25 protein-coding genes and 1 other RNA gene are annotated in these 26,717 nt (G+C 66.4%); 8 read left to right on the top strand and 18 right to left on the bottom strand.

The genetic code is table 11. The annotated features are described in order from the left end of the window. Nucleotides 1–19: 19 nt before the first annotated feature. The 9 genes from HNO53_RS00190 to HNO53_RS00150 all read right to left on the bottom strand — a co-directional run bounded on the left by HNO53_RS00190 (nt 20) and on the right by HNO53_RS00150 (nt 7,789). A complete protein-coding gene (locus HNO53_RS00190; protein ID WP_420827847.1) occupies nt 20–892 on the bottom strand; it encodes an amidohydrolase family protein in 873 nt (290 codons plus the stop codon). Continuing rightward, nucleotides 889–2,025: a mandelate racemase/muconate lactonizing enzyme family protein gene (locus HNO53_RS00185; protein ID WP_209475163.1), complete on the bottom strand. Its 1,137-nt coding sequence runs from the start codon at nt 2,023–2,025 to the stop codon at nt 889–891. Before HNO53_RS00185 ends, HNO53_RS00190 begins: the two co-directional genes overlap by 4 nt. A 34-nt stretch (nt 2,026–2,059) precedes the next feature. After that, nucleotides 2,060–3,340: a TRAP transporter large permease gene (locus tag HNO53_RS00180; protein WP_209475161.1), complete on the bottom strand. Its 1,281-nt coding sequence runs from the start codon at nt 3,338–3,340 to the stop codon at nt 2,060–2,062. Between the two features lies 1 nt (nt 3,341). Continuing rightward, on the bottom strand, nt 3,342–3,875 hold the full coding sequence (locus HNO53_RS00175) for a TRAP transporter small permease (protein WP_209475159.1): 534 nt from the start codon (nt 3,873–3,875) through the stop codon (nt 3,342–3,344). Between the two features lie 58 nt (nt 3,876–3,933). Further along, nucleotides 3,934–4,926, bottom strand: coding sequence for a TRAP transporter substrate-binding protein (locus tag HNO53_RS00170; RefSeq protein WP_209475157.1), 993 nt, complete (start codon nt 4,924–4,926; stop codon nt 3,934–3,936). A 49-nt stretch (nt 4,927–4,975) separates the two neighbouring features. After that, nucleotides 4,976–5,893 (bottom strand): 5-dehydro-4-deoxyglucarate dehydratase, encoded by a 918-nt coding sequence (gene kdgD, locus HNO53_RS00165; protein ID WP_209475155.1) that lies wholly within the window; start codon nt 5,891–5,893, stop codon nt 4,976–4,978. A 138-nt stretch (nt 5,894–6,031) separates the two neighbouring features. Continuing rightward, the gene (locus tag HNO53_RS00160; protein WP_209475154.1) at nt 6,032–6,787 is read right to left on the bottom strand and encodes a 16S rRNA (uracil(1498)-N(3))-methyltransferase; all 756 of its coding nucleotides are present in this window, start codon (nt 6,785–6,787) and stop codon (nt 6,032–6,034) included. 11 nt (nt 6,788–6,798) lie between these two features. Further along, complete coding sequence (gene secB, locus HNO53_RS00155) at nt 6,799–7,326, bottom strand: protein-export chaperone SecB (protein WP_209475152.1); 528 nt, start codon at nt 7,324–7,326, stop codon at nt 6,799–6,801. A 40-nt stretch (nt 7,327–7,366) separates the two neighbouring features. After that, nucleotides 7,367–7,789 (bottom strand): rhodanese-like domain-containing protein, encoded by a 423-nt coding sequence (locus HNO53_RS00150; RefSeq protein WP_209475150.1) that lies wholly within the window; start codon nt 7,787–7,789, stop codon nt 7,367–7,369. A gap of 327 nt (nt 7,790–8,116) precedes the next feature. Here HNO53_RS00150 and gpmI point away from each other — a divergent pair, with 327 nt between their 5' ends. From gpmI to HNO53_RS00135, 3 genes are all read left to right on the top strand, one after another. Beyond that, entirely contained in the window at nt 8,117–9,685 is a 1,569-nt protein-coding gene (gene gpmI, locus HNO53_RS00145) for a 2,3-bisphosphoglycerate-independent phosphoglycerate mutase (RefSeq protein WP_209475148.1), read from the top strand. 25 nt (nt 9,686–9,710) lie between these two features. Continuing rightward, complete coding sequence (locus HNO53_RS00140) at nt 9,711–10,874, top strand: murein hydrolase activator EnvC family protein (protein ID WP_209475146.1); 1,164 nt, start codon at nt 9,711–9,713, stop codon at nt 10,872–10,874. Between the two features lie 71 nt (nt 10,875–10,945). Beyond that, complete coding sequence (locus tag HNO53_RS00135) at nt 10,946–12,250, top strand: S41 family peptidase (protein ID WP_209475144.1); 1,305 nt, start codon at nt 10,946–10,948, stop codon at nt 12,248–12,250. 42 nt (nt 12,251–12,292) lie between these two features. Here the strand turns inward: HNO53_RS00135 and HNO53_RS00130 are convergent, their stop codons facing one another. The 4 genes from HNO53_RS00130 to HNO53_RS00115 form a co-directional block, all read right to left on the bottom strand. Next, nucleotides 12,293–13,540, bottom strand: coding sequence for a UbiH/UbiF/VisC/COQ6 family ubiquinone biosynthesis hydroxylase (locus tag HNO53_RS00130; protein ID WP_209475142.1), 1,248 nt, complete (start codon nt 13,538–13,540; stop codon nt 12,293–12,295). Between the two features lie 64 nt (nt 13,541–13,604). Continuing rightward, complete coding sequence (gene ubiH, locus HNO53_RS00125) at nt 13,605–14,816, bottom strand: 2-octaprenyl-6-methoxyphenyl hydroxylase (RefSeq protein ID WP_209475140.1); 1,212 nt, start codon at nt 14,814–14,816, stop codon at nt 13,605–13,607. A 76-nt stretch (nt 14,817–14,892) separates the two neighbouring features. Further along, a complete protein-coding gene (gene pepP, locus HNO53_RS00120; RefSeq protein WP_209475138.1) occupies nt 14,893–16,230 on the bottom strand; it encodes a Xaa-Pro aminopeptidase in 1,338 nt (445 codons plus the stop codon). A gap of 40 nt (nt 16,231–16,270) precedes the next feature. After that, nucleotides 16,271–16,846, bottom strand: a complete 576-nt coding sequence (locus HNO53_RS00115; protein ID WP_209475136.1) for a UPF0149 family protein — start codon at nt 16,844–16,846, stop codon at nt 16,271–16,273. Nucleotides 16,847–17,003: 157 nt separating this feature from the next. Here HNO53_RS00115 and HNO53_RS00110 point away from each other — a divergent pair, with 157 nt between their 5' ends. The 3 genes from HNO53_RS00110 to HNO53_RS00100 all read left to right on the top strand — a co-directional run bounded on the left by HNO53_RS00110 (nt 17,004) and on the right by HNO53_RS00100 (nt 18,183). Next, nucleotides 17,004–17,324 carry a cell division protein ZapA gene (locus HNO53_RS00110; protein WP_209475134.1) on the top strand — a complete coding sequence of 107 codons (321 nt, stop codon included), beginning with the start codon at nt 17,004–17,006 and terminating at the stop codon, nt 17,322–17,324. A gap of 36 nt (nt 17,325–17,360) precedes the next feature. After that, a non-coding RNA gene (ssrS, locus tag HNO53_RS00105) (6S RNA) lies at nt 17,361–17,545 on the top strand. 8 nt (nt 17,546–17,553) lie between these two features. Next, the gene (locus HNO53_RS00100) at nt 17,554–18,183 is read left to right on the top strand and encodes a 5-formyltetrahydrofolate cyclo-ligase (protein ID WP_209475132.1); all 630 of its coding nucleotides are present in this window, start codon (nt 17,554–17,556) and stop codon (nt 18,181–18,183) included. A 365-nt stretch (nt 18,184–18,548) separates the two neighbouring features. Here HNO53_RS00100 and ilvA read toward each other — a convergent pair whose 3' ends face one another. Then, a complete protein-coding gene (ilvA, locus tag HNO53_RS00095) occupies nt 18,549–20,063 on the bottom strand; it encodes a threonine ammonia-lyase, biosynthetic (RefSeq protein ID WP_209475130.1) in 1,515 nt (504 codons plus the stop codon). Nucleotides 20,064–20,379: 316 nt separating this feature from the next. Here ilvA and rpiA point away from each other — a divergent pair, with 316 nt between their 5' ends. After that, nucleotides 20,380–21,054, top strand: a complete 675-nt coding sequence (gene rpiA / locus HNO53_RS00090) for a ribose-5-phosphate isomerase RpiA (RefSeq protein ID WP_209475128.1) — start codon at nt 20,380–20,382, stop codon at nt 21,052–21,054. Between the two features lie 25 nt (nt 21,055–21,079). Here rpiA and waaA read toward each other — a convergent pair whose 3' ends face one another. The 3 genes from waaA to HNO53_RS00075 are packed head-to-tail and all read right to left on the bottom strand — an operon-like array spanning nt 21,080 to nt 24,901. Further along, nucleotides 21,080–22,375, bottom strand: a complete 1,296-nt coding sequence (waaA, locus tag HNO53_RS00085; RefSeq protein ID WP_209478467.1) for a lipid IV(A) 3-deoxy-D-manno-octulosonic acid transferase — start codon at nt 22,373–22,375, stop codon at nt 21,080–21,082. Between the two features lie 8 nt (nt 22,376–22,383). Beyond that, on the bottom strand, nt 22,384–23,814 hold the full coding sequence (gene hldE / locus HNO53_RS00080) for a bifunctional D-glycero-beta-D-manno-heptose-7-phosphate kinase/D-glycero-beta-D-manno-heptose 1-phosphate adenylyltransferase HldE (protein WP_209475126.1): 1,431 nt from the start codon (nt 23,812–23,814) through the stop codon (nt 22,384–22,386). Next, a complete protein-coding gene (locus tag HNO53_RS00075) occupies nt 23,804–24,901 on the bottom strand; it encodes a glycosyltransferase family 9 protein (RefSeq protein ID WP_209475125.1) in 1,098 nt (365 codons plus the stop codon). Before HNO53_RS00075 ends, hldE begins: the two co-directional genes overlap by 11 nt. Here HNO53_RS00075 and HNO53_RS00070 point away from each other — a divergent pair. Further along, the gene (locus HNO53_RS00070; protein ID WP_209475123.1) at nt 24,900–25,595 is read left to right on the top strand and encodes a 3-deoxy-D-manno-octulosonic acid kinase; all 696 of its coding nucleotides are present in this window, start codon (nt 24,900–24,902) and stop codon (nt 25,593–25,595) included. The genes HNO53_RS00075 and HNO53_RS00070 overlap by 2 nt on opposite strands. Here HNO53_RS00070 and HNO53_RS00065 read toward each other — a convergent pair. Continuing rightward, complete coding sequence (locus HNO53_RS00065) at nt 25,586–26,710, bottom strand: glycosyltransferase family 4 protein (protein WP_242597499.1); 1,125 nt, start codon at nt 26,708–26,710, stop codon at nt 25,586–25,588. The genes HNO53_RS00070 and HNO53_RS00065 overlap by 10 nt on opposite strands. Between the last annotated feature and the right edge of the window lie 7 nt (nt 26,711–26,717).

Raw genomic sequence — 26,717 nt, 5'->3', positions numbered from 1 at the left:
CTTCACGCAAATAAAGGGTTCAGAAGCCGTACAGGGCGGCGGGATTGTCGACCAGGATCCGGCGACGAGCCTCGGGCCCGGCCCAGCCGAGCAAGACGTCGAGCTGTTCGGCATCGTCGGGATAGTGCTCGCGCGGCACCCCGACATGCGGCCAGTTCGAGCCCCAGATCACGCGCTCGGGGGCATGGGCGATGACGCGCCAGGCGATGGCGCCCACGTCCTCGTAGCGCGGTCCGCCAGTCTCGCTGGTCTCATAGCCGCCACACAGCTTGAACCAGGCGTTACCGCGATCGAGCAGCCGCAGGATGGCGTCGACGCGGCGATCGTCCGCTGGCACCGGCGGCATGAACTTGCCGATATGGTCGATGATGTAGTCGCCCTCGAGGCGCCGCAGGCCGTCGAGGTAGTCGTCCAGATGCCGGCCGTTGAACTGCACCATCAGGTGCCAGCCCAGCGGACGTACCAGCCGCTCGACCGCATGCATGTCGGCGTGGGTCACGGCACCGCCAGGCAGGTTCATGATCCGGGCCCCGCGAACGCCCAGGGCATGCCATTCGCGCAGCGTGGCCTCGGCGGTGCCGGGGGCCACTGCCGCCACCCCGCGTGCCGTGTCGCTGCCCAGCTGTCCGAGGGCTTCGAGCAGCGCACCGTTGTCGAGCTGGTAGGCGTTGGACTGGGTGACCACCACCCGCTCCAGCCCCAGGCGCGCCTGCACCCGGCGGTAATCCTCGACTGTTGCCAGCTCGGCGATGTCGGGCCCGCCAGGCTGGGCTGCGAAGCCCGGCAGATAGAGGTGCATGTGGCAGTCGGTGGCGCCGGGCGGCGCGGCCAGCCTCGGCGGTGGACCGTCCAGCGGCCGGGTATTGTCGGGTATCGCTGTCACGTCCTTCATGCCTCCTGCAGGGCGAAACGGGCGAGCGCCTCGCGGTCGATCTCGATGCCGAGCCCGGGCCCGTGAGGTATCGTCACCACGCCGCGGTCATGCTCGATGGGGGTTTTCACCACCGCCTGACGGAAGGGGTTCTCGGTGCGGTCGAACTCGAGAATCGGCTCGATCGGATCGCGCCGCGGCGGATTGGGCAACAGCGCCGCCATGAACTGCAGGCTGGCGGCCAGGCACACCGCCGTGCCCCATACGTGCGGCACCAGGCGCACGCCGTGCAGCGCCGCCATGTCAGCCACCCGGCGGATCTCGGTGAATCCGCCGACGCCGCAGATGTCGGGCTGGACGATGTCCACGGCGCGGGTGGCAAGCGGCTCCTGCATGGCATAGCGGCCATGCCAGGTTTCACCACCGGCCACCGGAATCGGCTGGTCGGCACGCACCGCCCGATAGGCCGACACGTGCTCGGGCAGCACCGGCTCCTCGAACCAGTCGATGCCGAACTTTGCCGCCCGCCGGCCCACCTCGACGGCTTCTAGATAGTCGTAGCCGTGGTTGGCATCGATCATCAGGCGCATGTCGGGGCCGATCGACTCGCGCACCGCCTCGATGACGCGCAGGTCCTCCTCGACGTCGAAGCCGATCTTGATCTTGACCGCGTGAAAGCCTTCGCGACGGTAGCCCGCCACCTCGCGGGCGATGTCCTCCACGCGATCCACGCCTTCCCGGCGGAAGGAACCGGTGGCGTAGGCCCTTACGCTGTCACGGAAACGCCCGCCCAGCAGGGTCGAGATCGGCACCCCGAAGCGCTTGCCCTTGATGTCCCACAGGGCGATGTCGATGCCGCTCAGGGCGGTGACGGTCAGGCCGCGCTGGCCCTGGTCGCGCAGTCGGTTGTAAAGCTCCAGCCAGATCTTCTCGGTCTGCAGCGGGTCCTGGCCGATCAGCGCGGCGCTATAGGCCTTGACCACCGCGGCGTTGGGCTGGGCAGGCCCCAGGCACTCCCCCCAGCCAATGGTGCCGTCGTCGCAGACGATCTCGACCAGGCAGTGCTGGCGCCGGGCGAAGTGCATCGAGGCGCTCTCGAAGGTGGTATCGAGCACGTGGTCGAGAATATGGGTATGTACGGCTGCAATTTTCATCATCGAGTCCGTTACGGTTCGGTCGAAATTGTACTCAGCGGAACAGCGCCGGCAGCGACAGCGAGACGGCCGGCACGTAGGTCACCAGCATCAGGGCGACGAACAGGGCCAGGTAGAACGGCCAGATGGTGCGCACGGCCTGTTCGATCTTGATCTTGCCGATCACGCAGCCGACGAACAGGCAGGCTCCCACCGGCGGCGTGCACAGGCCTAGTCCCAGGTTCATCATCATGATGATGCCGAACTGGATCGGATCCATGCCGAACTGCATGGCCACTGGCAGGAAGATCGGTGTGCAGATCAGGATCAGCGCCGCCATGTCCATGATCATGCCGAGCACCAGCAGCAGCAGGTTGAGCAGCAGGAATATGACGATGGGCTTGTCGGAGAGCGCCAGCAGCATGTCGGTCAACAGCATCGGCACGTTGTAGAGCGCCAGCAGGTAGGAGAACGCCGAGGCGCAGCCGACCAGGATCATCACCAGCGCGGTGGTCTTCACCGACTGCATCACTGCCGCCTTGAACGAGGCCCAGCGCAGCTCGCGGTAGACCAGTGCCGTGACCACGATGGCGTAGATGGCACCGAAGGCCCCGGATTCGGTCACGGTGAGAATGCCCGACAGCACCCCGCCGACGATGATGACCGCCGTGAGCAGGCCCGGCAGGGCCGCGGCCAGGCTGATGATGAGTACGTCCCACCCCGGAAAAGTCTCGCCCTGGTAGCCGCGCTTCACCGCCACCAGATAGGCGGCCACGGCCAGCGTCAGGCACATCAGGATGCCCGGCACGATGCCGGCGATGAACAGCTGGGTGACCGAAATGCCGCCGCCGGCCGCCACGGCATAGAGAATCATGTTGTGGCTCGGCGGGATCACCACCCCGGCGACCGATGAGGTCACCGTGACGTTGACGGCATAGTCGGCATCGTAGCCCTTCTCCTTCATCACCGGCACCAGGATCGAGCCGAGCGCCGAGGTATCGGCCACGGCGGAGCCCGAGATTCCGCCGAACAGCATCGAGGAGCTGACATTGACGATGCCCAGGCCGCCACGCATCTTGCCCACTGCAGCGGACGCCAGGCGCACCAGGCGGGTGGAAATGCCGCCATGCAGCATCAGTTCGCCGGCGAAGATGAAGAACGGAATGGCCAGCAGCGAAAAGACCGAAATCCCCGACAGGATGCGCTGGAACGCCACGAACAGCGGCAGCCCCTCGTAGAGGAAGGCCGCTACCGCGGCGAGCCCAACGGCGAAGGCCACGGGCGCTCCTGCCAGCAAGCCGAGAAAGAAGAGTCCGAACAGAATGGCAAGGCCCATGTCAGTTGCCCTCGTTAGCGTCATTGGCAAAGAGCCGGGACACGATATTGGCCATGGAGAACAGAACGATAAGCACGCCGCAGATCACCAGGGGCGCGGCGCGCCAGCTCTCGGAGAGCCCGATCATCGGTATCGCCCGCTCGAGGTTGGTCATCACCAGCCCCCACCCCTGGTAGGTCATGAAAGCGCCGAAAGCCACCACGAAGAGATCGGCGACATAGCGGAAAATCGTTCTGAAGGGCTCGGGCATGCCTTCGCGGACGAAGTCGATGCTCAAGTGGGTGTTGCCCCTGACGCCTGCCGCCGCTCCCAGGCAGGTGATGTAGACCACCAGCACGAGCGATGCCTGCTCTACCCAGGTCGGGGTGTTGTTGAGCACATAGCGACCAAAGACCAGCCAGCCGAAGATGGCGATCAGGAAGACCAGCATGACGCCCGCCGCCGCCAGACAGGCGTTGGCCAGGCCATCCAGTATCTTGCTGGTGATTTTGTGCAGGCGGGGGAGCGTCACGGCAGCCTCGACATAGCTTCTCATGGCATTAGCCTCCTGCCCCCTTGGTGCACCTGGCACCAAGGGGGCATCGCAGCGAGACTCAGTTCGAGTTCCGGATGGCGTCGATCAGGCCTTCGAGGTCAGGGTTCTCTTCGATGAAAGCCGCGTAGACGGGCTCCATCTTCTCCTGGAAGGCTGCCTTGTCCTCCACCTCGTTGATCTCGATACCGGCATCCCTCACGATCTGTTGACTTGCCTGGGAGCCTTCTACCCACAGCTGGCGCTGCAACTCGGAGGCCTTGATCGCCTCCTCACGCACGATCTCCTGATCCTCCGGGGGCAGCGCCTCCCAGCTCGCCCTGGCGATGCACAGGCACTCGGGAATGATCAGGTGTTCGGTAAGGGAATAGTAGTCGACGGCTTCGTAATGGTTGCTGGACTCGAACGAGGGGTAGTTGTTCTCCGCACCGTCGAGCACGCCGGTCTTGAGTGCCTGATAGACCTCGCCGTAGGCCATCGGGGTGGCATTGCCGCCAAGCGCCTCGATCATGTCGACGTAGAGGTCGTTGTTCATGACCCGAATCTTCAGCCCCTGCACGTCATCGGGGGTTAGGATGGGACGTTCGGTGTTGTAGAGGCTACGGGCGCCGGAGTCGAACCAGGAGAGCGCGATCAGGTTCTTTTCCGCCAAGGCGTCGGCGAACTGCTGGCCGACCTCACCGTCCATCACCTCGTGCATATGATCGATGCTGCTGAAGATGAAGGGCAACGAGAGCACGTTGGTCTCCTTCACGATGGGGCCCATCGGTCCCATGTTGAAGTTGGCGAAATCCAGCGCGCCGTTACGGGTCTGCTCGATGGCATCGGGCTGATCGCCAAGCACGCCGTTGTTGTAGACCTGTACTTCGAGGCGCCCCTCGGTGCGCTCGGTGACGTTCTCGGCGAAGGCTTCCAGCGCTTCGGTATTGGGATATCCCGGCGGGTGGATGTTCCAGCCGCGCCAACTGTCGGCCTGAGCCGGCAGCGCCATGGTCACCAGGGTGGCGGAAGCGGCAATGGCATAGAACGTCTTGGTTGTTGAGGTTGTTTTCATGACGTGCTCCTCGCTGTTTTTCCAAGATATGAGCTTGCGTGGGTGGGGTTTACAACTGCTGAGCGATGCCGACGAGTTTTTCCAGTTGACTGCGCTCCTCCGAAGTGGGCATGACCAAAGGTGCCCTGACACTACCGGCCGGAAGGCCGATGATTTCTGCGCCCGCCTTTATCAGGCTGACGGCATAACCTGGCTTACGATCCCTGAGATCGACGAAGGGAATGAAGAAATCTTGAGTAATGCGCTTAACGACCTCGGCATTTCCCGCTCGCAGTTCCCGATAGAACTTGACGGCCATGTCCGGCACGAAGTTGAACACTGCGGATGAGTAGGTATTCACCCCGATGGCGAGATAGGCCTCGGCGAAAATCTCCGCAGTGGGCACGCCGCCCACGTAGACCAGCCGGTCGCCGATGGTCTTGATGATTCTGTTCAGCGCCTGGATGTCGCCCTTGCCATCCTTCAAGCCGATCAGGTTGGGACAGTTGTCGGCGAGGTGCCGGACCGCATCGACATCGAGTACACCGTTGCCGCGGTTGTAATAGATGATGTTGAGATCGGTCCAGTCGCAAATCTCGCGCGCATACTCGACGAGTCCGTCCTGTGGACATTCCGTCAGGTAGGGCGGCATCAGCAGGATGCCGTCGGCCCCCGCTTCTTCGGCTGCCTTGGCGAAGACCTTGCCGCTGGCGACGCTCAGGCCCGAGCTGGCGATGACCGGCAGCCTGCCAGCGACGGTTTCCACGGCCACACGAACCACATCGCGGTACTCGTCGAGCGAGAGGTTGAAGAACTCCCCCGTGCCGCCGGCGACGAAAACGGCCGAGATTTCATGGCTGATGAACCACTCCAGACGACGACGGTAACTGTCCGCATCGAATCGCCCCTCCTTATCGAAATCGGTAATGGGGAAAGACAGCAATCCATCGCCCAAGGCTTCCATCACGGCTGCTCTGGAAAACTTCACGGAGACATCCTCTTGTTCATGCATCGGCCCGTTGGAAGGCAACTTCGGTCCGGTGGGGTCCTTAGTTGTCATACATCATACAAATTAATCAGGAGAACGACCGTGCGCAAGCCAGTCATCGGCAATAGCGACTAAAGTTCAATCCGCTTCGTGGGGAAGAGATCCATCCAGGTCGCCGAAGCGATACTGCAGCAGTGACAGCGCCACCACTGGCGCGGTTTCGGTACGCAGGATGCGCGGGCCGAGGGAGAGCGGGGAAAAATCGCTGGCCATGGCGGCCTCGACTTCGCTGGCGGAAAGCCCCCCCTCGGGACCGATCAGCAGGGCTACGCCGCTGGGAGGCTCGCTGCGCTCGAGGGCACCCGCCGTGCCTGGGTGCAGCACCAGGCGCAGCGGCTCGCTGCGCTGGCCCAGCCACTCAGCCAGAGGCAAGGGAGGGTGTACGGTGGGTACCACGGCGCGGCCGCACTGTTCGCAGGCGCTGGCGGCGACCGCCTGCCAATGGGCGAGCTTCTTCGCCTCGCGCTCCCCCTTGAGACGCACGTCACCGTGCTCGGTGTAGAGCGGGGTGATGGCGGCGACGCCCAGCTCGACGGCCTTCTGGACGGCGTAGTCCATGCGATCGCCCTTGGAGATGGCCTGGCCCAGGTGCACCGGCAGGGGCGATTCACCGCGGCCCGGCGCGACGGCCTCGATGCGTGCCACGACCTGCTTGCGACCGGCCTCGACGAGCACCGCTCGGGCCTCCAGGCCGGCGCCGTCGAACAATCGCACCGGCGCGCCCTCGCCCAGGCGCAGCACCCGGGCCACGTGGCGGGCGGGCCCTTCGGGCAGAACGACATCGCCGCCGACGATGAAGTCGGCGGCGACGTGGATGCGCGGCCCCGTTGACACGTGATGCGCCCTTACTGGGTGGTCTGCTCACCCTGTTGCTGGGCCTGCTCGGCCTCGCGCTTCTTCTTCTGGGCGTAGATTGCCTCGAAGTTGACCGGCGCCAGCATCAGGGGCGGGAAGCCGCCGCGGTTGACCAGGTTGTCGACGCACTCGCGGGCGTAGGGGAACAGCACGTTGGGGCAGAAGGCGCCCAGGGTGTGCTCGAGCTGCGCGCCCTCGATGCCGCTGATGCGAAACAGGCCGGCCTGCTCGATCTCGGCCAGGAAGGAAGTGGTGCCCTCCTCGCTGTGGCGCACCTGGGCGGTGACCTTGATCGTCACCTCGTAGAGGTCCTCCCCCACCTTGCTGCTGCTGGTGTTCAGGTCCAGGCCGACCTTGGGCTTGAACGGCTGCTGGAAGACCGCCGGCGAGTTCGGCGCCTCGAAGGAGATGTCCTTGACGTAGATGCGCTGCACGGCGAACTGCAGCTGCTGCCGGTTCTGCTGGTCGGCAGCGGCCTGGTTGCCGCCGGCGGCGTTCTGGCTGTTCTCTTCGGCCATGGGAAAGGTTCCTTTTGCGTGCTTGCGTCTTGTGTATTGGCTATTTCTTGACCACCGGCAGACCGTCGGCCTGCCACTGCATCATGCCGCCTTTGAGCTTGTAGACCCGCGAGAAGCCGGCCTTGGCCAGTTTGGCCACGGTGATACCGGAGGCTTGGCCGCTCTTGCAGACCACGATAACCGGCTTGTCCTTGACCTTCTCGAGCTCGCCGACGCGCTCGTCGATGCGGCTTTGGGGAATATTGCGCGCGCCGGCGATATGGCCGGCCTTGAAATCGCCCGCCTCGCGGGTATCCAAGATCACCGCATCTTCGCGGTTGATCAACTGGGTCGCCTGGCTGGACGATACGCCGCTGGAGGCGCTGTTGCGGGCCTCGTAGGCGATCCAGGCGGTCAGCACCAGGAGGAAGGCACCCACCAGGAGCGGGTGATTCTGCACGAATTCGAACAGCTGATCGATCATGGATCCGGCACACTCTTGTTGCGAAATAGCGAGGACAACGATCGGGCAGGACACCCGAAAGGCGAGAGTATACACCATGCGGTCGCTTCCGCGGCATGACCCGCCGGCCATGCGCCGGGACCATGACGCTCGCCCGACCGTGCGTTATGATGCCGCAAGCCGATTCAAGTCGCGACCCCCGTCGTCCAGGCGCCTGTCCCGCGCGGCCCGAAATCGATGCCGGTGCTCGCTCCCGCGACATCGCCAGCCAGCCAGCCAGGCAGGGCGCGGACAGCCTCCCGGACGGCCAAACGTCGCGCCCACCACGTTCAAGAGGCCCGCGCCCCCATGACGACTCAGACCGTCCCCCGCCCCGTTGCCCTGATCATTCTCGATGGCTATGGCCACAACCCCGACCCTACCGATAATGCCGTGGCCGCAGCACGCACGCCCAACATGGACCGGCTGTGGCAGGAGCGTCCCCATGCGCTGCTGCATACCGACGGCAAGTACGTCGGCCTGCCCGAGGGGCAGATGGGCAATTCCGAAGTCGGCCACATGAACCTGGGGGCGGGCCGCGTGGTGTATCAGGAGCTCACCCGTATCTCCAAGGCGATCGAGGATGGCGACCTCGACACCATCGCCGAGCTGACCGATGCCATCGACGCCGCCGTGAGCGCGGGCCGTGCCGTACATCTGTTCGGCCTGCTCTCACCGGGCGGCGTGCACAGCCACGAGGACCACATCCTGGCCATGGCCGAGCTGGCCGCCCGGCGCGGCGCCCAGCGCATCTACGTACACGGTTTCCTCGACGGGCGAGACACCGCGCCGCGTAGCGCCCTGGCCTCCCTCGAGCGCACCAACGCCCGCCTCGCCGAGCTAGTCGGCGCCGACAACGGCTGCGTCGCCTCGATCATCGGCCGCTACTTCGCCATGGACCGCGACAACCGCTGGGACCGCGTCGAGAAGGCCTACCGGCTGCTCACCGAAGGCGTCGGCGAGTTCGAGGCCAGCAGTGCCGAAGAGGGCCTGCGCGCCGCCTACGAGCGCGGCGAGAACGACGAATTCGTCAGCGCCACCGTGGTACGCAACGGCGAGGGGCCGGCGACCATCGGCGACGGCGACGCTGCCATCTTCATGAACTTCCGCGCCGACCGTGCCCGTGAACTGACCCGCGCCTTCGTCGAGGAAGGTTTCAGCGGCTTCGAGCGCCGCGTACGTCCGGCGCTCGCCGGAGGCAGCCTGGTCACCCTGACCCAGTACGCCGCCGACATTCCCGCCCCGGCCGCCTTCCCGCCCGCCGACCTGAACGACACCTTGGGCGAAGTCATGGAGCAACGCGGCCTGACCCAGCTGCGTATCGCCGAGACCGAGAAGTACGCTCACGTGACCTTCTTCTTCTCGGGTGGCCGCGAGGCCGAGTTCGAGGGTGAGACCCGCGTGCTGGTGCCCTCGCCCCAGGACGTCAAGACCTACGACGAGAAGCCCGAGATGAGTGCCGTGGAGGTGACCGACCGCCTGGTGGAGGCGATCGACTCGGGCCATTACGATCTGATCGTGTGCAACTATGCCAACGGCGACATGGTCGGACATAGCGGCGACTTCGACGCCGCGGTCAAGGCCATCGAGGCGGTAGACGCCTGCGTCGGCCGCGTGGTGGAGGCGATCCAGCGTGCCGGGGGCGCCTGCCTGATCACCGCCGATCATGGCAACGCCGAGCAGATGGTCAACCCCGACACCGGCGTGGCCCAGACCGCCCATACCACCTTCGAGGTGCCGCTGATCTACGTCGGCCCTCGCTCGGTGAAGCTGCTCGACGATGGCCGCCTGTGCGACATCGCGCCGACCCTGCTGACCATGATGGAGCAGCCGATTCCCGAGGAAATGACCGGCCGGGTGCTGATAGAACCGGCTTGACCAGCGCTTGCGAGCCCATGCAACCATGAGTCGGACCCGGTGGCGACACCCACTGAGAGCCCTGTTGGTGACTCTCGCCATGCTGCCGGGGCTGATCGGAGCCAGTGCGCAGGCCCAGCCCAGCGAGCGGGAGGCCCGCGAGCGACTTGATGCCATCGGCAGCGAGATCCAGGCGCTCAATCATCGTCTTGGCCAGACGCGGCAGGCCCAGGACGAGGCCTCCCGAGCGCTGCGTGAGGTCGAGACCGCCCTGGCTGAAACCCACCGCCGGCTGGACGCTATCCAGGCCGATCGTCGCCGCCTGGCCGATGAAATGGCTGCCCTCGACGCCGCTCGCGACACGCTGCAGGCGGAACGGGCCGAACAGGTCGAGGCGCTCAACGTGCAACTGGATGCGCTCTATCGCCTGGGCCTCACCCCGCAGCTCAAGCTGCTGCTCAACCAGGACGACCCTGCCCGGCTCGATCGGCTGCAGACCTATCTCAACCACCTGGCCCGCGCCCGTAACGCGCGGCTCGACGAGATCGCCCGCCTCGACGCCGAGCTGGCCGAGAATCGCCGCGAGCAGCGGCACCGCGGCGAGCGGCTGGACGGCCTGGCCGAGGAACTGGCCGAGCGCAGCAGCGAGCTGGCCGAGCGTATGGCCGAGCGCGAGCGCCTGGTGGCGGAGCTGGACGCACGCTACAGCGACGAGCAGTCGCGGCTGGCGCGTCTCGATCAGGACCGCAGCGAAGCGGAACGGGTACTCGAGCGGGTACGCGAGGAACTAGCCCGGCTGGAGCGCCCACCGCCCTCCACCGCCATCGAACGCACCCGGGGCGACCTGCCCTGGCCGGTTCAGGGCAATGTCGCTGCGGGCTACCAGCGCGGCGACGGGGTGCACTACAACGGCATGCTGATCGAGGCTCGTGCGGGAACCCCCGTCGAGGCGGTACACGCCGGGCGAGTGGTGTTTTCCGACTGGATGCGTGGCTTCGGCAACCTGTTGATCATCGACCATGGCGACAACATCATGACCCTCTATGCCCATTTGCAGCATTTCGGCGTCGAGGTCGGCCAGGCCGTCTCGCGCGGCGAGGCTATCGCCACGGTAGGCAACAGCGGCGGTCACGGCACGCCGGCACTCTACTTCGAAGTTCGCCGCAACGGCGACCCCATCGACCCTCAGGCATGGATCGCACGAAGATGACGAGAGAGATTTCACAAGCCCCAAGCCACGGGATATGCTGGACAGCCTCGCCTCGAAACCGCGGAGTTCGCATGTCCTCACGCCTTGTCCGCCTCCTGCCCGCACCACGACGCCTGCTGGCGGCGCTGCTGCCGATGACGCTGTTGGCCCTGCCCCTCATGCCCGTCCCCGCCGATGCGCAGGACGAGCCGGCGGTGAACGAGCTACCGCTCGAGGACATCCAGACCTTTGCCGAAGTGTTCGAGCGCATCAAGCGCGCCTACGTGGAGGAGGTCGACGACAGCACCCTGCTGCGCAACGCCATGCGCGGCATGCTCAGCGAACTCGACCCGCACTCCGCCTATCTCGACAGCGAGGAGTTCCAGAGCCTGCGCGAGTCCACCGAGGGGGAATTCGGCGGCATCGGCATCGAGGTTGGCCTCGAGGAGGGCCGCCTGACCGTCATCACGCCGATCGACGATACCCCGGCATCGCGCGCCGGGGTGCAGGCGCGCGACATCATTCTGGCGATCGACGACACCCCCACCGAGCGACTCTCGCTGCAGGAGGCGGTGACCCTGATGCGCGGCGAGCCGGGCAGCGAGATCCACCTGACCCTCCAGCGCAGCGGCGTGGAGGCCCCTGTCGAGGTCACGCTTACGCGAGAAATCATCCGCACCGAGAGCGTGCGCAGCGAATTGCTGGAACCGGGCTACGGTTACCTGCGGGTGAGCCAGTTCCAGAACCGCACCGGCGAACAGGTCAACGACGCCATCCGCCAGTTGGAGCGCAACGCACCGCTGCAGGGCCTGATTCTCGATCTGCGCAACAATCCCGGCGGCGTTCTACAGGCTGCCGTGGCGGTGGCCGACGCTTTCCTCGACAGCGGTCTGGTGGTCTACACCGAAGGGCGCCTGCCGGACACCGAGATGCGCTTCTCCGCCAGTCGCGAGACGGCAGCGCCCGACGTGCCGCTGGTGGTCCTGATCAATGGCGGCAGTGCTTCCGCCGCGGAGATCGTCGCCGGTGCGCTGCAGGATCAGCGCCGCGGTGTGATCATGGGCACCGAGAGCTTCGGCAAGGGGTCGGTGCAGCAGGTCCTGCCTCTGGGCAACGGCGAGGGCCTGAAGCTGACCACCGCGCTCTACTACACGCCCAACGGGCGCTCGATCCAGGCCCTGGGCATCGAGCCCGATGTGACCGTGGTACGCGGCCGTATCGAGGTGACCGAGAGCAGCCGACAGCTGCGCGAGGCCGACCTGGAGGGGCATCTGCGCTCGAGCGGCGAGCCGCGTACCTCCAGCGAGAGGTCCGCCCGACTGCGCGAGGACTACCAGCTCGGCGAGGCACTCAACCTGCTCAAGGCACTGAACGTGCTGGAACGTCGCCAGGGTTAAGGCATGGTGTGTTCCGGCCCTCAACCCGGGCCGGGACACATCTCAGCGACAGGAGGCCGGCAGGCGGCCGCGCTCGCCGACCGCTTGGCGCATCAGCAGTCGCTTGACCGGCGCCAGCCGGTCGACGCCGGCAAGACCCAGGTTGCGCGTCAGGGTAACCATTGGGTGGCGCGTGCCGAACAGCAGGCGAAAGCCGTCCATCAGCGCCAGCATCGCCGCGTTGTCACCGCGGCGCCGGCGCGCGTAGCGCTCGAGCATGCGTGGCTCGCCCAGACCGATGCCACGGCGCCGCGCCTCGAAAAGCTCTTCTGCCAGCACCGCCACGTCCATCAGCCCCAGGTTGACGCCTTGGCCGGCCAGCGGGTGGATACTGTGGGCCGCATCGCCCACCAGGGCAAAGCCCGGCTGCACGTAGTGCTCGGCATGGCGCTGGGTCAGCGGCACCGCCAAGGCCCGGTCGACGACCTTGACCGCCCCCAGGCGGGCTTCGAAGGCGGCTTCCAGTTCGCGGCCCAACGCTGCAGGGGCCAGTGCCGTCAACCGCTCGGCCTCTGCGGGCGTGGTCGACCAGACGATCGAACAGTAGCGCTCGTCGCCCTCCACCGTCAGCGGCAGGAACGCCAGTGGGCCGGTAGCGAGGAAGACCTGGCGCGCCACGCCGCCGTGCCCGTGCTCGGTACGCACAGTAGTCACCACGGCCACGTGGCCGGTGTCTCGCTCCTTCACCTCGATGCCGGCCAGCTCGCGCAGCGGCGAGCGTGCGCCATCGGCTGCCACCACCAGCGGTGCCGACAGCCGGCGGCCATCCTCGAGCACCACGGCGCGCCCCGCCTTCTCCACGTCCAGGCCAATCACCCGTGCGCACAGATGCACGGCGACCGAGGGCAATTCGGCCAGGCGCCTCTCGAGGGCGGCCAGGATCACGTCGTTCTCGACGATATGGCCGAGCATCGGCACCCCGGCCTGCTCCGCCGAGAAGTTCACTTCACCACTGCCTTCACCGTCCCAGACCTGCATGAAGCGGTAGGGCGTCACCCGGCGCGCCGCCATCCACGGCCAGGCCTCCAAGCCGTCGAGCAGACGCTGGGAAACCGGCGTCAGGGCGCTGACGCGCATCGCCGGCGGACCTCTTCCCACGTCGTCGGCCGCCAGCGGCGCGGGACGCGGGTCGAGCAGGGCCACGGCGACCCCGGCCCGGCCCAGCAGAGCTGCCAGCGCAGCGCCCACCATGCCACCGCCCACCACGATGACCTCGTATTGCGTTGTCGGCTGCTTGGCCGTGTTCGTCATGCGTCACTCTCTCGCTCTCGGCCACCCGCAGGCGGCGGGTTCGGCCTGTGGTCCGGACGCTGCCTCAACGTTCCAGCCCCATGGCCCGGCGTGCCAGGCCGCGGCGCAGCGGACCCAGCAGGTTGAGCCCCACCAGTCCCGCCGCTCGGGCGTGCGCCAGCAGGCCGTTATCGATGCCGAACAGTCGCACCAGGCCGTCGCTGAAGCGAATCACCTGATGTCGGTCGACGATGCGCCTGGCCTCGAAGTCGCGCAGCGTCAGCATACCGCCGAGCGGCTCGCCGCCGGTCAGCGCCAGCTCCAGTGCGGCCGCCAGGTCGGTCACGCCGCGCAGCGCCAGATTGAAGCCCTGGCCTGCGACGGGATGCAGCGAATGGGCAGCGTTTCCCAGCACCGCCAGCCCCGGCCGGATGGTTTCCCGGGCGGTGACCAGTGTCAGCGGATAGGCGTGGCGACTGCCGATGCGACGGAAGCGACCCGCACGATCGCCAAAGGCTTGCTGCAATTCGGCCAGGAAGTCGCCGTCGCTCAGCGCCAGGCGGGGCTTCTCGCGCCCTGCGGGGTGGGTCCAGACCAGCGCCATCTGCTGTCCCGGCAGCGGCAGCAGCGCAATCGGCCCCTCACGGGTGAAGCGCTCGTAGGCGACACCGTCGTGGGGCCGGCTCATCTCGACATTGGCTATCAAGGCCACCTGATCGTAGGGCGCCGCGTCACTAGCGATGCCCAACTGCTCCTTGAGCCCCGAGCGGCCGCCGTCGGCCAGCACCGTCAGTCCGGCCCGCAGCGTACAGCCATCGGAGAGGGCGAGTCGATAGCCTTCTGCCTCGGGGGTGATCGCCTCGACGCTGGCGGGGCAGTGCCAATCGATGGGCAGTTCGGTCAAGCGTCGGTGCATGACGCGCCCCATCCAGGCGTTAGGGACGACGTAGCCCAGCGCCGGCTGGCCGAGCTCGGCGGCGGTAAGCCGGGTCACGCCCAGCCGGCCTCTCTCGCTGACGTGAATGAGCTGGATGGCTGCCGCCTGCTCGGCCATCGCCGGCCACAGTCCCATGGCACGAAAGCGCTCCGCCGAGCCTTGGGCGATGGCACTGGAGCGGGCATCGAAGCTGGGCTGCCAGGGCGCCGCCACGCTGTCGAGGACAGGCGCGGCCTCGATCACTGCCACCGACAGGCCATGACGCTCGATCAGCGGCGCCAGGACACAGCCCAGGCTGGCCCCCACCAGACCGCCGCCGACGATGGCGATGTCGACTTGGCGGCTAACAGGTGTCTGCATGGCGAGAGCCTATGCTATGAATGTAAATAATGTAGTGTAAATTACGTAATAACATGGAAAGCCGATACCTCAGTGGTTACTTGCTGGCCAACAGGGTCTCGATATCTGCCACTCGCTTGGGCACATCGGCAGTCAGCACCTCATGCCCCTCGGCGGTTACCGCCACGTCATCCTCGATGCGAATACCGATACCGCGAAACTCGGGAGCGATGTCATCGTCGATCGGGATATACAGGCCGGGCTCCACCGTAAGCACCATGCCCGGCGCCAGCGGGCGTGGCGCTCCCTCGCGGCGATACTCGCCCACGTCGTGCACATCGAGTCCCAGCCAGTGCGAGGTCGAGTGCAGGTAGAAGCGCTTGTAGCTCTCATCCTCGATGCGCGCCTCGACCTCGCCTTGCAGCAGCCCCAGATGGATCAAGCCGACAGTGAGATCGCGCACCACGCCGTCATGGATTTCGGCCAGCGTGGCCCCGGGACGAACCGCCGCCACGGCACGCTCCTGAGCCGCCAGCACCACCTCGTAGAGCGCACGCTGGGCGTCGCTGAAGCGGCCACCGACGGGAAAAGTGCGGGTGATGTCTCCGGCATACAGCTCGAACTCGGCCCCGGCATCGATCAACACCAGCTCGCCCTCGCGTAACGGCTTGTTATTCTCGATGTAGTGCAGCACACAAGCATTGGCGCCGCCACCCACGATGCTGGCGTAGGCCGGCCCGCTGCCGCCGTGCCAGCGAAACTCGTGCTCGAGCTCCGCCTGCAGGTGAAATTCGGCCAGACCGGGTCGGGAGACACGCATCGCGCGCCGGTGCGCCAGCGCCGAGATCCGTGCCGCATGGCGCATCAGGGCGAGCTCGCCGTCACTCTTGAACAGTCGCTGCTCGTGCAGCAGCGGTGCCAGGTCGGCATAGCTGCGCGGCGGACGAGCCCCGCGCCGCACCCGCGCCGCCAAGCGCCCCCTCACATCATCGGCCAGCGCCATGGCCTCGACATCGTCGAGCATCAGGTAGAGCGTCGTGCGCCCATCGAGCAGCGCCTCCAGGCGTGCGTCGCGCTCGCCGTTCTCGTAGGCCTGATCGACGCCATGCTCGCGCACGGCCCCCTCGGCCCCCAGACGTATGCCGGTCCAGGCCTCCAGGCTCGGGTCGCGCTCCTGGCAGAACAGCACGCTCTCGCCTTCGATACGCCCCGGCAACAGCAGCAGCAGGGCGTCGGGCTCGGGAAAGCCGGTCAAATAGTGGAAGTCACTGTTCTGGCGGAAGGGGTAGTCGCTGTCGCGAGAGCGGGTGACGAGCCCGGCTCCGGGCAGCAGCACGGCGCTGTCCGGCGGCAACTGCCGCATCAGCGCCGCCCGGCGGGCACGGTATTCCTCATTGCCGATTGGCGCAGGCCGGGGGAGGGGATCGGGTAGCATCATGGCTCCTTGCGAGCTAAGGAAAAGGAAAAGGCGGGCATCAATGCTGCGTAGGCTCGCCGGGCTCCACCTGCGGCTGGCCCGGGTGCTGTTCGGTATAGAGCAGCATGGCCGCCATGCGGGCATGCTCGGTCAGCGCGAAGAGGTCGTTCTCGTTTTCGGCACTGTCGTCGATGTCGGTCTCCATATCGCCCAGCGCCCCGAGATCGTCGATCGCTTCACGCAGCGCCTGCGACCAGCCCTGTCGCGGCGTGTCGCCGGTATCCTCGATCACCTCGAGGAAGCCGAGCGTCCACTCCTGCAGCCCTCGGGCACGCTCGGCCAGCGAAAACAGGTCGTCGGGCAGCAACGGTTCATAGTTGAGGGCACTATCGGCGAGCGCATCCAGCGTCTGGCGACGCCAGGCCAGCAGCGTCTCGGCGCTCTCGCGATCGCGAGGCTGCTCGACGCCGAGCCCATGACAGACCTCTTCCAGCCAGGCCTCGGCGGTGAGATCGTGGAGCGCCAGCTCGGCACACAGCCGACCGTCGAGAAAGGCCGGCGACTGCATGCTGCCATGGGAAAGGAACAGGTCGGCGATGGTGGAAAAGTCCGGACGATCGTCGCTCAGTGACATGCAGAACCCCTAGTCGATTTGCCGTGAGTTGCCTCCCGCAGGCCGCGCTGCGTTGACCGCCTGCGAAGGGCTCTCTTATAGTGAATGACTGAATTGATGTGTCTTGTTTCACCGGATGTTAACGCATCGGGCCAACAAGCCGACACCGGAGCCCGCCATGAGCGACGATGCCACTCGCCCCACCGCACAGGTGACCCTGCTGGGCCGACACTACGTGTTCGCCTGCAATCCCGGCGAAGAGCGAAAGCTGGAGCGGGCCGCCCGCTATCTCGACCGGGCCATGCAGGGGATTCACTCCCAGAATAACCTGCTTGGCAGCGAACGCGTGGCGCTCATGGCCGCCCTCAACATCACCCATGAACTGCTCGAAGTGTTGGATACCCGACGCAGCGAGGAGCAGCAGCTCGACCGGCTGAGCGAACGCCTGGAACAGGCCATGGCGGGCGCGGTGCCGAGTCACCCAACTCCCGCCGAATGACATTGGACCCGCCCGTGAGCTCTGATAGGATGAGGGTGTTCCCTGGGGTGTTGGCCAGTCGTTAAAGTCCCTCGAGCCTATGAGCAATACCCAGGGCGGCCATTGGCTAGCCGGACCCGTGTGCATGTCCGTGCGTCGGAAAGCCTGACGGTTCGGCTGCGGCCACCCACCTTGAACCAAGGGTTCAAGGGCCAGAACGACAGCGGCACTCTGGGGAACTCTACCGAATATGCATGCCCTGCAAGACGCTCTCGTCTCCGAGACCTTCTCTTCCCGGCGTCAGCTGCGCCAGGAACTTCGGCGGCGGCGGCGTGCGCTGAGTCCGCGCCAACGCCAACAGGCCGACCGTGCCCTGTGCCGGCGCCTGCGCCAGCTGCCGGAGGTCCGCCGTGCCAGGCGCGTGGCGCTCTACCTGCCCAACGATGGCGAGATCGATCCCCGGCCGCTGATCCCCTGGCTGACCCGCCGCGGCGTCCGTGTCTACCTTCCCGTACTCAAGCCGCTGTCGGACAACAGTCTGTGGTTCGTGCACTATCACCCCGGCACGCCCATGCGGCGTAACCGCTTCGGCATTCCCGAGCCGCAGACACGCCATGGTGCCCACCGGGCCAGACGGATGGCGGCCTGGGCGCTGGACCTGATCCTGCTGCCATTGGTGGGCTTCGACGACCGGGGCCAGCGCATGGGCATGGGCGGCGGCTTCTACGACCGCAGCCTCGCCTTCACCCGACGCCCCGGGCCGCGCCCCACGCTGATAGGGCTGGCCCACGATTGCCAGCGGGTAGACCGCCTGCCCGTCGCCCCCTGGGACGTACCGCTGGATGCCATCGTCAGCGACGGGCGGCTCGTACGCCCCTGACCCGGGGCCGCAGCAAATAAAAAACCGGCCGAAGCCTCGCTTCGACCGGTTCTCATTTTGTCTGATCATGGCACTGTTTGCCGACTCAGCCGCCTGCCAGCGCCTGGGCATAGCCAGTGACCACCACACCGATGCCAAACGCCAGCACCAGTGCCATGACCAGATCGGGCTTACGCTTCATTGTTACCTGCTCCTGACGTTCCCGTTATTGAACCTCGTCGCAGGAAGCCCGCGACAGCGCCGACTATAGGGCTTGTCACGGGTTGAAGACAACTGGTTCATGCTTCGATTACATAACGAAACTCAAGCCAATTCCCGCCTTTGGCGTAAGTTACCACTTACCAACACGCAACCCCCTCTCGGGTTCAGGCCATGAACAGGCGGTAGGCGTCGTTGTCGGACTCCTTCCAGTAGCGATAGCCGATCTCGTCAAAATACTCCTCGACGTGTGAGCGATCCCCGTTGGGAACCTGCATGCCGACCAGCACGCGACCGAAGGCAGCGCCATGATTGCGATAGTGGAACAGCGAGATGTTCCAGTCCTGGGGCAAGTGGGTGAGGAAATTCATCAAGGCCCCGGGGCGCTCGGGAAATTCGAAGCGATAGACCTCCTCGTCGAAGTGTTCCTTGGGGCGCCCGCCGCCGAGATGTCGGATATGCAGCTTGGCCAGCTCATTGTCGGTGAGGTCGACTACCGGGTAGCCGGCCTCGAGCAGTTTGTCGATCACCGCCTGACGATCATCGCCACCCGGCTTCACCTGAACGCCGACGAAGATATGCGCCTCTTCGGGATCGGCATAGCGGTAGTTGAACTCGGTGACCATGCGCTTGCCGATGGTGCGGCAGAACTTCTTGAAGCTGCCGGGACGCTCGGGGATGGTCACGGCCAGGATCGCCTCGCGCTGCTCGCCGAGTTCGGTGCGCTCGGCGATGTGCTGCAAGCGGTCGAAGTTGGTATTGGCGCCGGAATTGATGCACAGCAGGGTCTGGCCCTCGACGCCGGTCTGCTGGACGTACTTCTTGAGGCCGGCGAGCGACAGCGCCCCCGAAGTCTCCGATACCGCACGGGTATCGTCGAAGATGTCCTTGACCGCCGCGCACATCTCGTCGGCGTTGACGGTGATGACGTCGTCGACCAGGTCACGCACGATCTTGAACGGCACCTTGCCGATCTGCGCCACCGCCACGCCCTCGGCAAACACGCCGACCTGGTCGAGCGATACGCGCTTGCCGGCCGCAAGCGCCGCCTTGAGGCAGGCGCTGTCCTCGGCCTCGACGCCGATCACCTTGATGTCGGGTCGCAGGTACTTGACGTAAGCCGCTACGCCGGCAATCAGTCCGCCGCCGCCTACCGGCACGAAGATGGCATCCAGCGGCCCGCTGTGCTGACGCAGGATTTCCATGGCCACGGTACCCTGTCCGGCGATCACGTCGATGTCGTCGAAGGGGGGAATGTAAGTGTAACCGTGCTCGGCGATCAGTTCCTGGGCGTGCTCGGCGGCGGCAGCGAAGGCGTCGCCCCTGAGCACGACCTTGGCTCCGCGGGCCCGTACCGCCTGGACCTTGATCTCCGGCGTGATGCGCGGCATGACGATCACCGCCTTGACGCCCATCAGCTTGGCCGCCATGGCAAGTCCCTGGGCATGGTTGCCGGCCGAGGCGGCGATCACGCCCTTGGCCTTCTGCTCCTCGGAGAGCTGCGCCATCTTGTTGTAGGCGCCGCGAATCTTGAAGGAATAGACGGGCTGCAGGTCCTCGCGCTTGATCAGAATCTGGTTGTTGAAGCGCCGTGAAAGGAAGGGGGCAGGTGAGATCGGCGTTTCACGAGCGGCTTCGTAGACATGAGCCTGGAGGATCTTCTTGACGGTAGCTTCGAGCATCCTAATGTCCCGGAAGGAAGTGGCGCAGAGGAGCGGCAGCGTCTGCTGCATTGCAGAGAACCCCTATAGGTAGCATCTCTGCGACCTCGCCGTCCAGCTAAGGAAACACTGCACAAATGCCTGTGCGAGCGAATCGCTGCGTTGCGCGGTGCTCGGAATCCTCACATATACCCCATATGCTCCGGTTCCTGTGCTCCGTGCGCCTTGCGCTTCATCTCGCTCGCCGATTTTTTCAGCATTTCCCTGACACGTCGGCAAGAAAGGCTGCCTGGCCTATAATGGCGCGGCACCCGCCACTCAGAGATGCGAGCACGACATGACCCAGGATGAACTGAAGGACGCCGTGGCCGCCGCCGCCATCGCGGAAATCGAATCGAAACTCGAGCGCGACACCATCCTTGGCATCGGCACCGGCTCTACCGCCAACCTGTTCATCGACCGCCTCGCTCGGCTACGCCACGATTTCAAGGGCGCCGTGGCCAGCTCGGAGGCCAGCGCCGAGCGCCTGCGGAGCCACGGCATCGAGGTGTTCGAACTCAACAGTGTGGGTACGGTACCCTTTTACATCGATGGCGCAGACGAAGTGAACGCTCACTTACACATGATCAAGGGCGGCGGAGCCGCGCTGACCCGCGAGAAGATCGTGGCAGCCTGTGCCGAGCGTTTCATTTGCATCGCCGATGGCTCGAAGAGGGTCGAGCGCCTCGGCAACTTCCCGCTGCCGGTGGAGGTGATTCCCATGGCCCGCTCCTATGTCGCGCGCGAACTGGTCAAGCTGGGTGCCGACCCGGTCTACCGCGCAGGGGTGGTGACCGACAACGGCAACCAGATCATCGACTGCTACGAATTCATGATCGACGACCCGGTAGGCATGGAGGCACGCCTCAACGCCATCGTCGGCGTGGTCACCAACGGCTTGTTCGCCGCCCGCGGTGCCGACGTGCTGCTGCTGGGTACCGAGCAGGGGGTGGAGCGCCTGACCCCCGCCTGATCGCCGTCAGACGGTGAGTGGAGGCTCACTTACCGGGCAGCAGGCGTTCCAACCCGGTTAGGGTGAGTGCCAGCGCACCGCGATTGGCCGCCACAACCGCCAGGCCGGCCTCGGCCAGGCGGTGGCGCTCGGCCTCGTCGAGGAACAGGGTGACCAGGGTATCAGCCAGTGACATGCTGTCGGCCACCTCGACCAGCGCGCCACCCTGGCGCAGGGTCTCGGCGATGTCGGCGAAGTTGGCAAGCTCCGGCCCGGTCAGCACCGGCACGCCCATGGCCGCCGGCTCGAGCAGGTTATGCCCACCGACCGGCACCAGGCTGCCGCCGACGAAAGCCAGATCGGCAGCGCCGTAGAGCGTGAGCAGCTCGCCCATGGTGTCGCCCAGGTAGACGGCGGTACGCTCGTCGGGCCATTCGCCCAGCGAGCGCCGTGCCAGCCTCATGCCAAATTCCCGGGTGAGCTCGGCCACCGCCTCGAAGCGCTGCGGATGGCGCGGTACCAGAATCAGCAGGGCGTTGGGATAAGACTGGCGCAGGCGCGCATGAGCCTCCAGCAGCTGCCGGTCTTCGCCGGGGTGAGTGGAGCCGGCCACCCACACGGGGCGCGAGCCGAGGCGTGTGCACAAGCGCTTGCTCGCCTCGCTCGCTGCGTCATCCGGGGTCAGGTCGTACTTGAGCGACCCCACCACGTCGATTCGCGTGGTCGGCATGCCCAGTGCACGAAAGCGCTCGGCGTCGCCGCGCGACTTGGCGGCCAGCCAATCGAGCTGCCCCAGGGCCGTCGCCATCAACGGACGCAGGCGACGGTAGCCACGAAAAGCCCTGGGTGACAGCCGCCCGTTGACCACCGCCGTGGGCACGCCATGGCGACGACATGCCGCCAACAGGTTGGGCCAGATCTCGGTCTCGAAGAAGAGGGCGAGCGAAGGCGACAGCCTTGCAACGAAACGCCGCGCGGCCCCCGGATAGTCGAGCGGCACGAAGTGGTGCTGCAATCGCTCGGGCTGGCCGGCCTGACGCCGCGCTGCCATCAGCGCGCGCACCCGCTCGGCGCCGGTAGCGGTCATGGTGGTGACCACGAGATCATGCTGGGGATAGTGCGCCAGCAGCGCCTCGATCAGCGGGCGGGCGGCCTGCACCTCGCCTACCGAGGCACAGTGCAACCACAGGCGGGGCGCAGCCGCAGACGGGCGCGCTATCAACCCGAGCCGCTCCCGACGCAGGTTAGTGTGCGCATGCTCACGCCAGACACGCCGCCAGACCAGGGGCGACAGCAGATAGAGCGCCCCCGAGTAGAGCCAGCGGGGCCAGTGCCCGGACATTGCCCTCATCAGCTTTCGCGGTCGAGGATGGTGGCGATCATGGCGGTGGTGGAAACCCCGTCCTCGAAGCCCAGCACCTTCACCTCTCCTCCAGCGGCGCGCACCGCTTCGCCGCCGGCAATGTCCTCGACGCGGTAGTCGCCGCCCTTGACCAGCACGTCAGGCAGCACTGCCTCGATCAGCCGCTGCGGGGTGTCCTCGCTGAACGGCACCACCCAGTCCACCGCGCCGAGGCCGGCCAGCACCTGCATGCGCCGGGCGAGCGGGTTGATCGGGCGCCTGGGGCCCTTGAGCCGGCCGATGGAGGCGTCGTCGTTAACCGCGACCACCAGCCGGTCGCCGAGCTGGCGAGCGTGCTCCAGGTAAGCCACGTGACCGGCGTGCAGGATGTCGAAGCAGCCGTTGGTCATGACGACCCGTTCGCCGCGCAGCTGGGCGGCGCGCACCGCCTCGACCAGCGGCGCCTCGCCGATGACGCCGAATTCCGCCAGCTTGTCGCCATGCACCGCAGTGTAGAGTTCGGCAATCGACAGCGTGGCGGTACCGGGCTTGGCCACCACCAGACCGGCCGCCAGGTTGGCCAGGGTCATGGCCTCGGGAAAGCCATGGCCGGCTGCCAGTGCCAGCCCCAGCACGCCGATCACGGTGTCGCCGGCCCCAGTGACGTCGAACACTTCACGCGCCCGGGTCGGCAGGTGCAGCGGCTCGTGATCGCCACGAATCAGGGTCATGCCCTTTTCGCTTCGGGTGATCAGCAGCGCTTCGAGCTCGAGCTCCGCGCACAGCGCCGCGCCCTTGGCGGCCAGTTCATCGTCGCTTCGGCAGTGACCCACGACCGCCTCGAATTCGGCCAGATTGGGCGTGATCACGCTGGCGCCGCGGTACTTGCCGAAGTCGCTGCCCTTGGGGTCGATCAGCACCCGCTTGCCGGCGCCGCGCACCAGCGCGATCAGCTCCTCGACTCGATTGAGGGTCCCCTTGCCGTAATCGGAGAGAATGACCAGATCACAGTCGGGAAGCCCCTGCTCGACCCGCGCCAGCAACCCGTGGGTATCGAGCTCCTCGAGTCCTTCTTCGAAGTCGAGGCGAATCAGCTGCTGGTTGCGACTCATCACGCGCAGCTTGGTGATGGTGGGAATCCCCGGGCTGCTCTCGAAATAGGTCTCGACGCCGGCAGCCTGCATGCGCTCGACCAGGCGGCGGGCATTGTCGTCGTCGCCGACCATGCCGCTCAGCGCGGCATGTGCACCCAGGGAGGCGATGTTGAGCGCCACGTTGGCCGCTCCGCCGGGGCGGTCCTCACTCTCCTCCACCCGCACCACCGGCACCGGGGCTTCCGGTGAGATGCGCGACGTGGCGCCTTGCCAGTAGCGATCGAGCATCACGTCGCCCACCACCAGCACGTGCGCCTGCTCCAGCGCGGTCAGGTCAAGCTTCATCGGGTCGTTCCTCTTCCTTGCGGTCGTCCGAACGCGTCAACAGCGCATCGAGCCGCTGGACGACGTCGTCGATGCGAATCAGTGACATGGCATCGGGGTGGCGCACACGCTGGCCCCAGGTGATCTCGTCGGGCTCACGGTGCAGGTAGGCGCGCACGGCATCGGGGTAGCGGTTTACCACGAAATCGCGCCAACGATAGGGTGCCGCGCGATCCGGGTTGGTCGTGGCGAACAGGCCCACCACCGGCGTGCCCATGGCGTTGGCCATGTGCACCGGCCCGGAGTCCGGCGCGATTGCGACCCGGGCGGAGGCGATCAGCGCCAGCAGGCCCTTGAGCGAGGTGGCACCGATGACGTCGATTACCGCCTCCGGACGCGACAGCGCCGCGATACGCTCGCCCATCTCCCGCTCCAGCGTACTGCCACCGCCGGTGAGCACCGTCTTCAAGCCATACTGGGCCCAGGCATGTTCGATGACGGCGGCGTAGCCCTCGGCCGACCAGTTGCGGAAGTTGCGCAGCCGCGGGTTGGCGCAGGGGCTCATCAACAGGTAAGGCGCATTGCCGGTGATGGCGCCGGCTTCTTCGATGGCCTCGCCGGGTAACGGCAGGTCCCATTCGAGCGATAGATCCTCCACTCCCATCAGGCGAGCGAAGTCGAGAAACGACTCCAGCACATGGGCCCGTGGATGCGGGGCGAGCTGCCGATGGGTGAACCAGTGCTGGGCATCCTTGGCCCGCGCCTTGTCGTAGCCCACCCGCACGTCGGCCTTGAGCCCCAGCGAGAGCACGCTGGCACGCAGCGCCTGCTGCATGTGCAGCAACACGTCGAAGCGGGTGCCGTCGAGCTCTCGCCACAGCCGGCGCATGCCGGCCAGCCCCGAGGCCTTGTCGTAGACGACGAACTCGACCCCCGATAGGCCGGCCAGTAGACTGTGTTCCGCCTTGCCGATGATCCAGGTGATGCGAGCGTCGGGCCACTGGCGCTGCAGCGCGCGTACGGTGGGTACCAGATTGCATACGTCGCCGAGAGCGGAGAGTCGCAGCACGGCGATATGGCGCGGTTGGGCAGGCAGAGGATGCTTCATGCACTTGGCAACATGTCGGACGGGAAAGGTTTTCATTCTATATGATGCGGACAGTGTATGTGACGCCGAGTCGGCGCCACAAATCGGACCCGCGCTGTTCGAGCCCGACCATTGGCATCGCGCCAGGAGGGTGATCGGTGCCGCCCCTGGTCGCGGCAGCAGCCTGTTTCTCGATGCCGGTGGCGAGCAGTGGGTACTGCGCCCCTATCGCCGCGGCGGCCTGGCCGCTCGGATCAGCACGACACGCTACCTGTGGACGGGGCTCGAGCGCACTCGCGCCTTCCGCGAATTGCGCCTCACTGCCCATCTCCACGCCCAGGGCCTGCCGGTACCGCGACCGGTGGCAGCCGGCGTGACCCGCCTTGGGCCGACCTACTCGGCGGCCCTGATCACGGTGCGAATTACCGGCGCTCGCGCTCTGGCCGAGCATCTGGACGATATCGAGCCGGCCCTGCTCGAACGGGTCGGAGCCACCGTGCGCCAATTTCATGAGGCCGGCCTCGACCACGTTGACCTCAATGCCCGCAACCTGCTCGTCGATGCCGACGGCGCCGTCTGGCTGATCGACCTCGACCGCTGCCGGCTGCGCGCGCCCGGCCCCTGGCGCGAGGCCAACCTCGATCGCCTGGACCGCTCGCTGGCCAAGTTCGGCGCTACCGAACACATGGCGGCGATTCGTCGTGGTTACGCCTGAGAGTACGCTTCGCCCAGGGCTGCCACGTGAGCCGTCACCCCGAACTGACGTTCGGCCCTGAGCCTGGCCGCCTGGCCAAGCCGGCTGCGCAGTGCCGCATCCCGCCCGAGCTCCGCCATGGCCGCAGCCCAAGCGTCAGGTGAGTCTGGGGCGGCGAGACGCCCGCTATCGGCCTCCAGCAGCTCGGGAATCGCCCCGCTGTCGGCCCCGATGACCGCCTTGCCGGCGGCCATCGCCTCGACCACGGTGAGGCCGAAGGCCTCGTTGCGCGACGGCACGCAGACCACGTCCAATGCTTCGAACAGCCGTGGCAGGTCATGGCGAAAGCCGGTAAAGGTCACTCGCTCCTGCAGCCCCAGAGCAACCACGCGTTCGCGCAATTGCGCCACATAGCTCTCCTCGCTGCCCTCGCCGGCCGTCAGCCCGCCGATCAATACCCCGTGCCAGGCCAGGTCGGATGCAAGCTCACGCAGTCTGGCCAGTCCCTCCAGCCACACCTCGTGGCCCTTGCCGTCGGTCAACCGCCCCGGCAGGCCGATTACCACGCTGCCGACCGGCACGCCCAGCTCGAGTCGCAACGATTGACGTGCCGCCTCGTCCAGCTGCGGGGCGTAGGGGGCCAGGTCGATGCCCAGGTAGAGCCGCTGGATGCGTGTGGCAGGCAGCGGAAAGGCCGCCAGGTTGCGAGCACGTGTCGCTTCGCTGATGGCGAACAGTCGCGTGACGCGCCCATAGGCCCAGCGATGGTAGAGCCCCTTCTTCGGCCGGGTCACGCCCATGTGGTCGGTGAAGAACAGCTTGAGCCCCGGTCGCAGGCTCGCCAGCAGAGCCCCCAGGCGCAGGTCGCTGGACTTATGGCAGTGCAGCACCTCGATGCCGTGGCGCTTCAGGTAGGTCAGCACACGGCCCACCTGCAGCAGGGCCCGGCCCCTCGAAGGCACCGTCAGCGGCTCGATGCCGGCGGCCGCCAGACTCACGGCTACCCGGGAGCCGGCCAGCGCCAGACCATGCGCCTCCCACCCCTGGCGTTGCAGCTCGGGTATAATCCGCGCAGGATACATTTCGAGTCCGCCCCAGCCGTCCGAAAGGCAGATGTGCATGACCTTGTGCGCCAAGGCTTTC

This window comes from Billgrantia antri, assembly GCF_017868935.1.
GTDB lineage: Bacteria > Pseudomonadota > Gammaproteobacteria > Pseudomonadales > Halomonadaceae > Halomonas > Halomonas antri.
The sequence above is the reverse complement of the archived record's forward strand: the minus strand, read 5'-3'. Positions and strand labels throughout refer to the sequence as shown.

Excerpts from the sequence above, each read along its gene's own strand:
- HNO53_RS00190 (WP_420827847.1), bottom strand. The coding sequence starts at position 892 with ATGAAGGACGTGACAGCGATACCCGACAATACCCGGCCGCTGGACGGT.
- HNO53_RS00185 (WP_209475163.1), bottom strand. The coding sequence starts at position 2,025 with ATGAAAATTGCAGCCGTACATACCCATATTCTCGACCACGTGCTCGAT.
- HNO53_RS00180 (WP_209475161.1), bottom strand. The coding sequence starts at position 3,340 with ATGGGCCTTGCCATTCTGTTCGGACTCTTCTTTCTCGGCTTGCTGGCA.
- HNO53_RS00175 (WP_209475159.1), bottom strand. The coding sequence starts at position 3,875 with ATGAGAAGCTATGTCGAGGCTGCCGTGACGCTCCCCCGCCTGCACAAA.
- HNO53_RS00170 (WP_209475157.1), bottom strand. The coding sequence starts at position 4,926 with ATGAAAACAACCTCAACAACCAAGACGTTCTATGCCATTGCCGCTTCC.
- secB (WP_209475152.1), bottom strand. The coding sequence starts at position 7,326 with ATGGCCGAAGAGAACAGCCAGAACGCCGCCGGCGGCAACCAGGCCGCT.
- HNO53_RS00150 (WP_209475150.1), bottom strand. The coding sequence starts at position 7,789 with ATGATCGATCAGCTGTTCGAATTCGTGCAGAATCACCCGCTCCTGGTG.
- gpmI (WP_209475148.1), top strand. The coding sequence starts at position 8,117 with ATGACGACTCAGACCGTCCCCCGCCCCGTTGCCCTGATCATTCTCGAT.
- HNO53_RS00140 (WP_209475146.1), top strand. The coding sequence starts at position 9,711 with ATGAGTCGGACCCGGTGGCGACACCCACTGAGAGCCCTGTTGGTGACT.
- HNO53_RS00135 (WP_209475144.1), top strand. The coding sequence starts at position 10,946 with ATGTCCTCACGCCTTGTCCGCCTCCTGCCCGCACCACGACGCCTGCTG.
- HNO53_RS00130 (WP_209475142.1), bottom strand. The coding sequence starts at position 13,540 with ATGACGAACACGGCCAAGCAGCCGACAACGCAATACGAGGTCATCGTG.
- ubiH (WP_209475140.1), bottom strand. The coding sequence starts at position 14,816 with ATGCAGACACCTGTTAGCCGCCAAGTCGACATCGCCATCGTCGGCGGC.
- pepP (WP_209475138.1), bottom strand. The coding sequence starts at position 16,230 with ATGCTACCCGATCCCCTCCCCCGGCCTGCGCCAATCGGCAATGAGGAA.
- HNO53_RS00115 (WP_209475136.1), bottom strand. The coding sequence starts at position 16,846 with ATGTCACTGAGCGACGATCGTCCGGACTTTTCCACCATCGCCGACCTG.
- HNO53_RS00110 (WP_209475134.1), top strand. The coding sequence starts at position 17,004 with ATGAGCGACGATGCCACTCGCCCCACCGCACAGGTGACCCTGCTGGGC.
- HNO53_RS00100 (WP_209475132.1), top strand. The coding sequence starts at position 17,554 with ATGCATGCCCTGCAAGACGCTCTCGTCTCCGAGACCTTCTCTTCCCGG.
- ilvA (WP_209475130.1), bottom strand. The coding sequence starts at position 20,063 with ATGCTCGAAGCTACCGTCAAGAAGATCCTCCAGGCTCATGTCTACGAA.
- rpiA (WP_209475128.1), top strand. The coding sequence starts at position 20,380 with ATGACCCAGGATGAACTGAAGGACGCCGTGGCCGCCGCCGCCATCGCG.
- waaA (WP_209478467.1), bottom strand. The coding sequence starts at position 22,375 with ATGTCCGGGCACTGGCCCCGCTGGCTCTACTCGGGGGCGCTCTATCTG.
- hldE (WP_209475126.1), bottom strand. The coding sequence starts at position 23,814 with ATGAAGCTTGACCTGACCGCGCTGGAGCAGGCGCACGTGCTGGTGGTG.
- HNO53_RS00070 (WP_209475123.1), top strand. The coding sequence starts at position 24,900 with ATGCACTTGGCAACATGTCGGACGGGAAAGGTTTTCATTCTATATGAT.
- HNO53_RS00075 (WP_209475125.1), bottom strand. The coding sequence starts at position 24,901 with ATGAAGCATCCTCTGCCTGCCCAACCGCGCCATATCGCCGTGCTGCGA.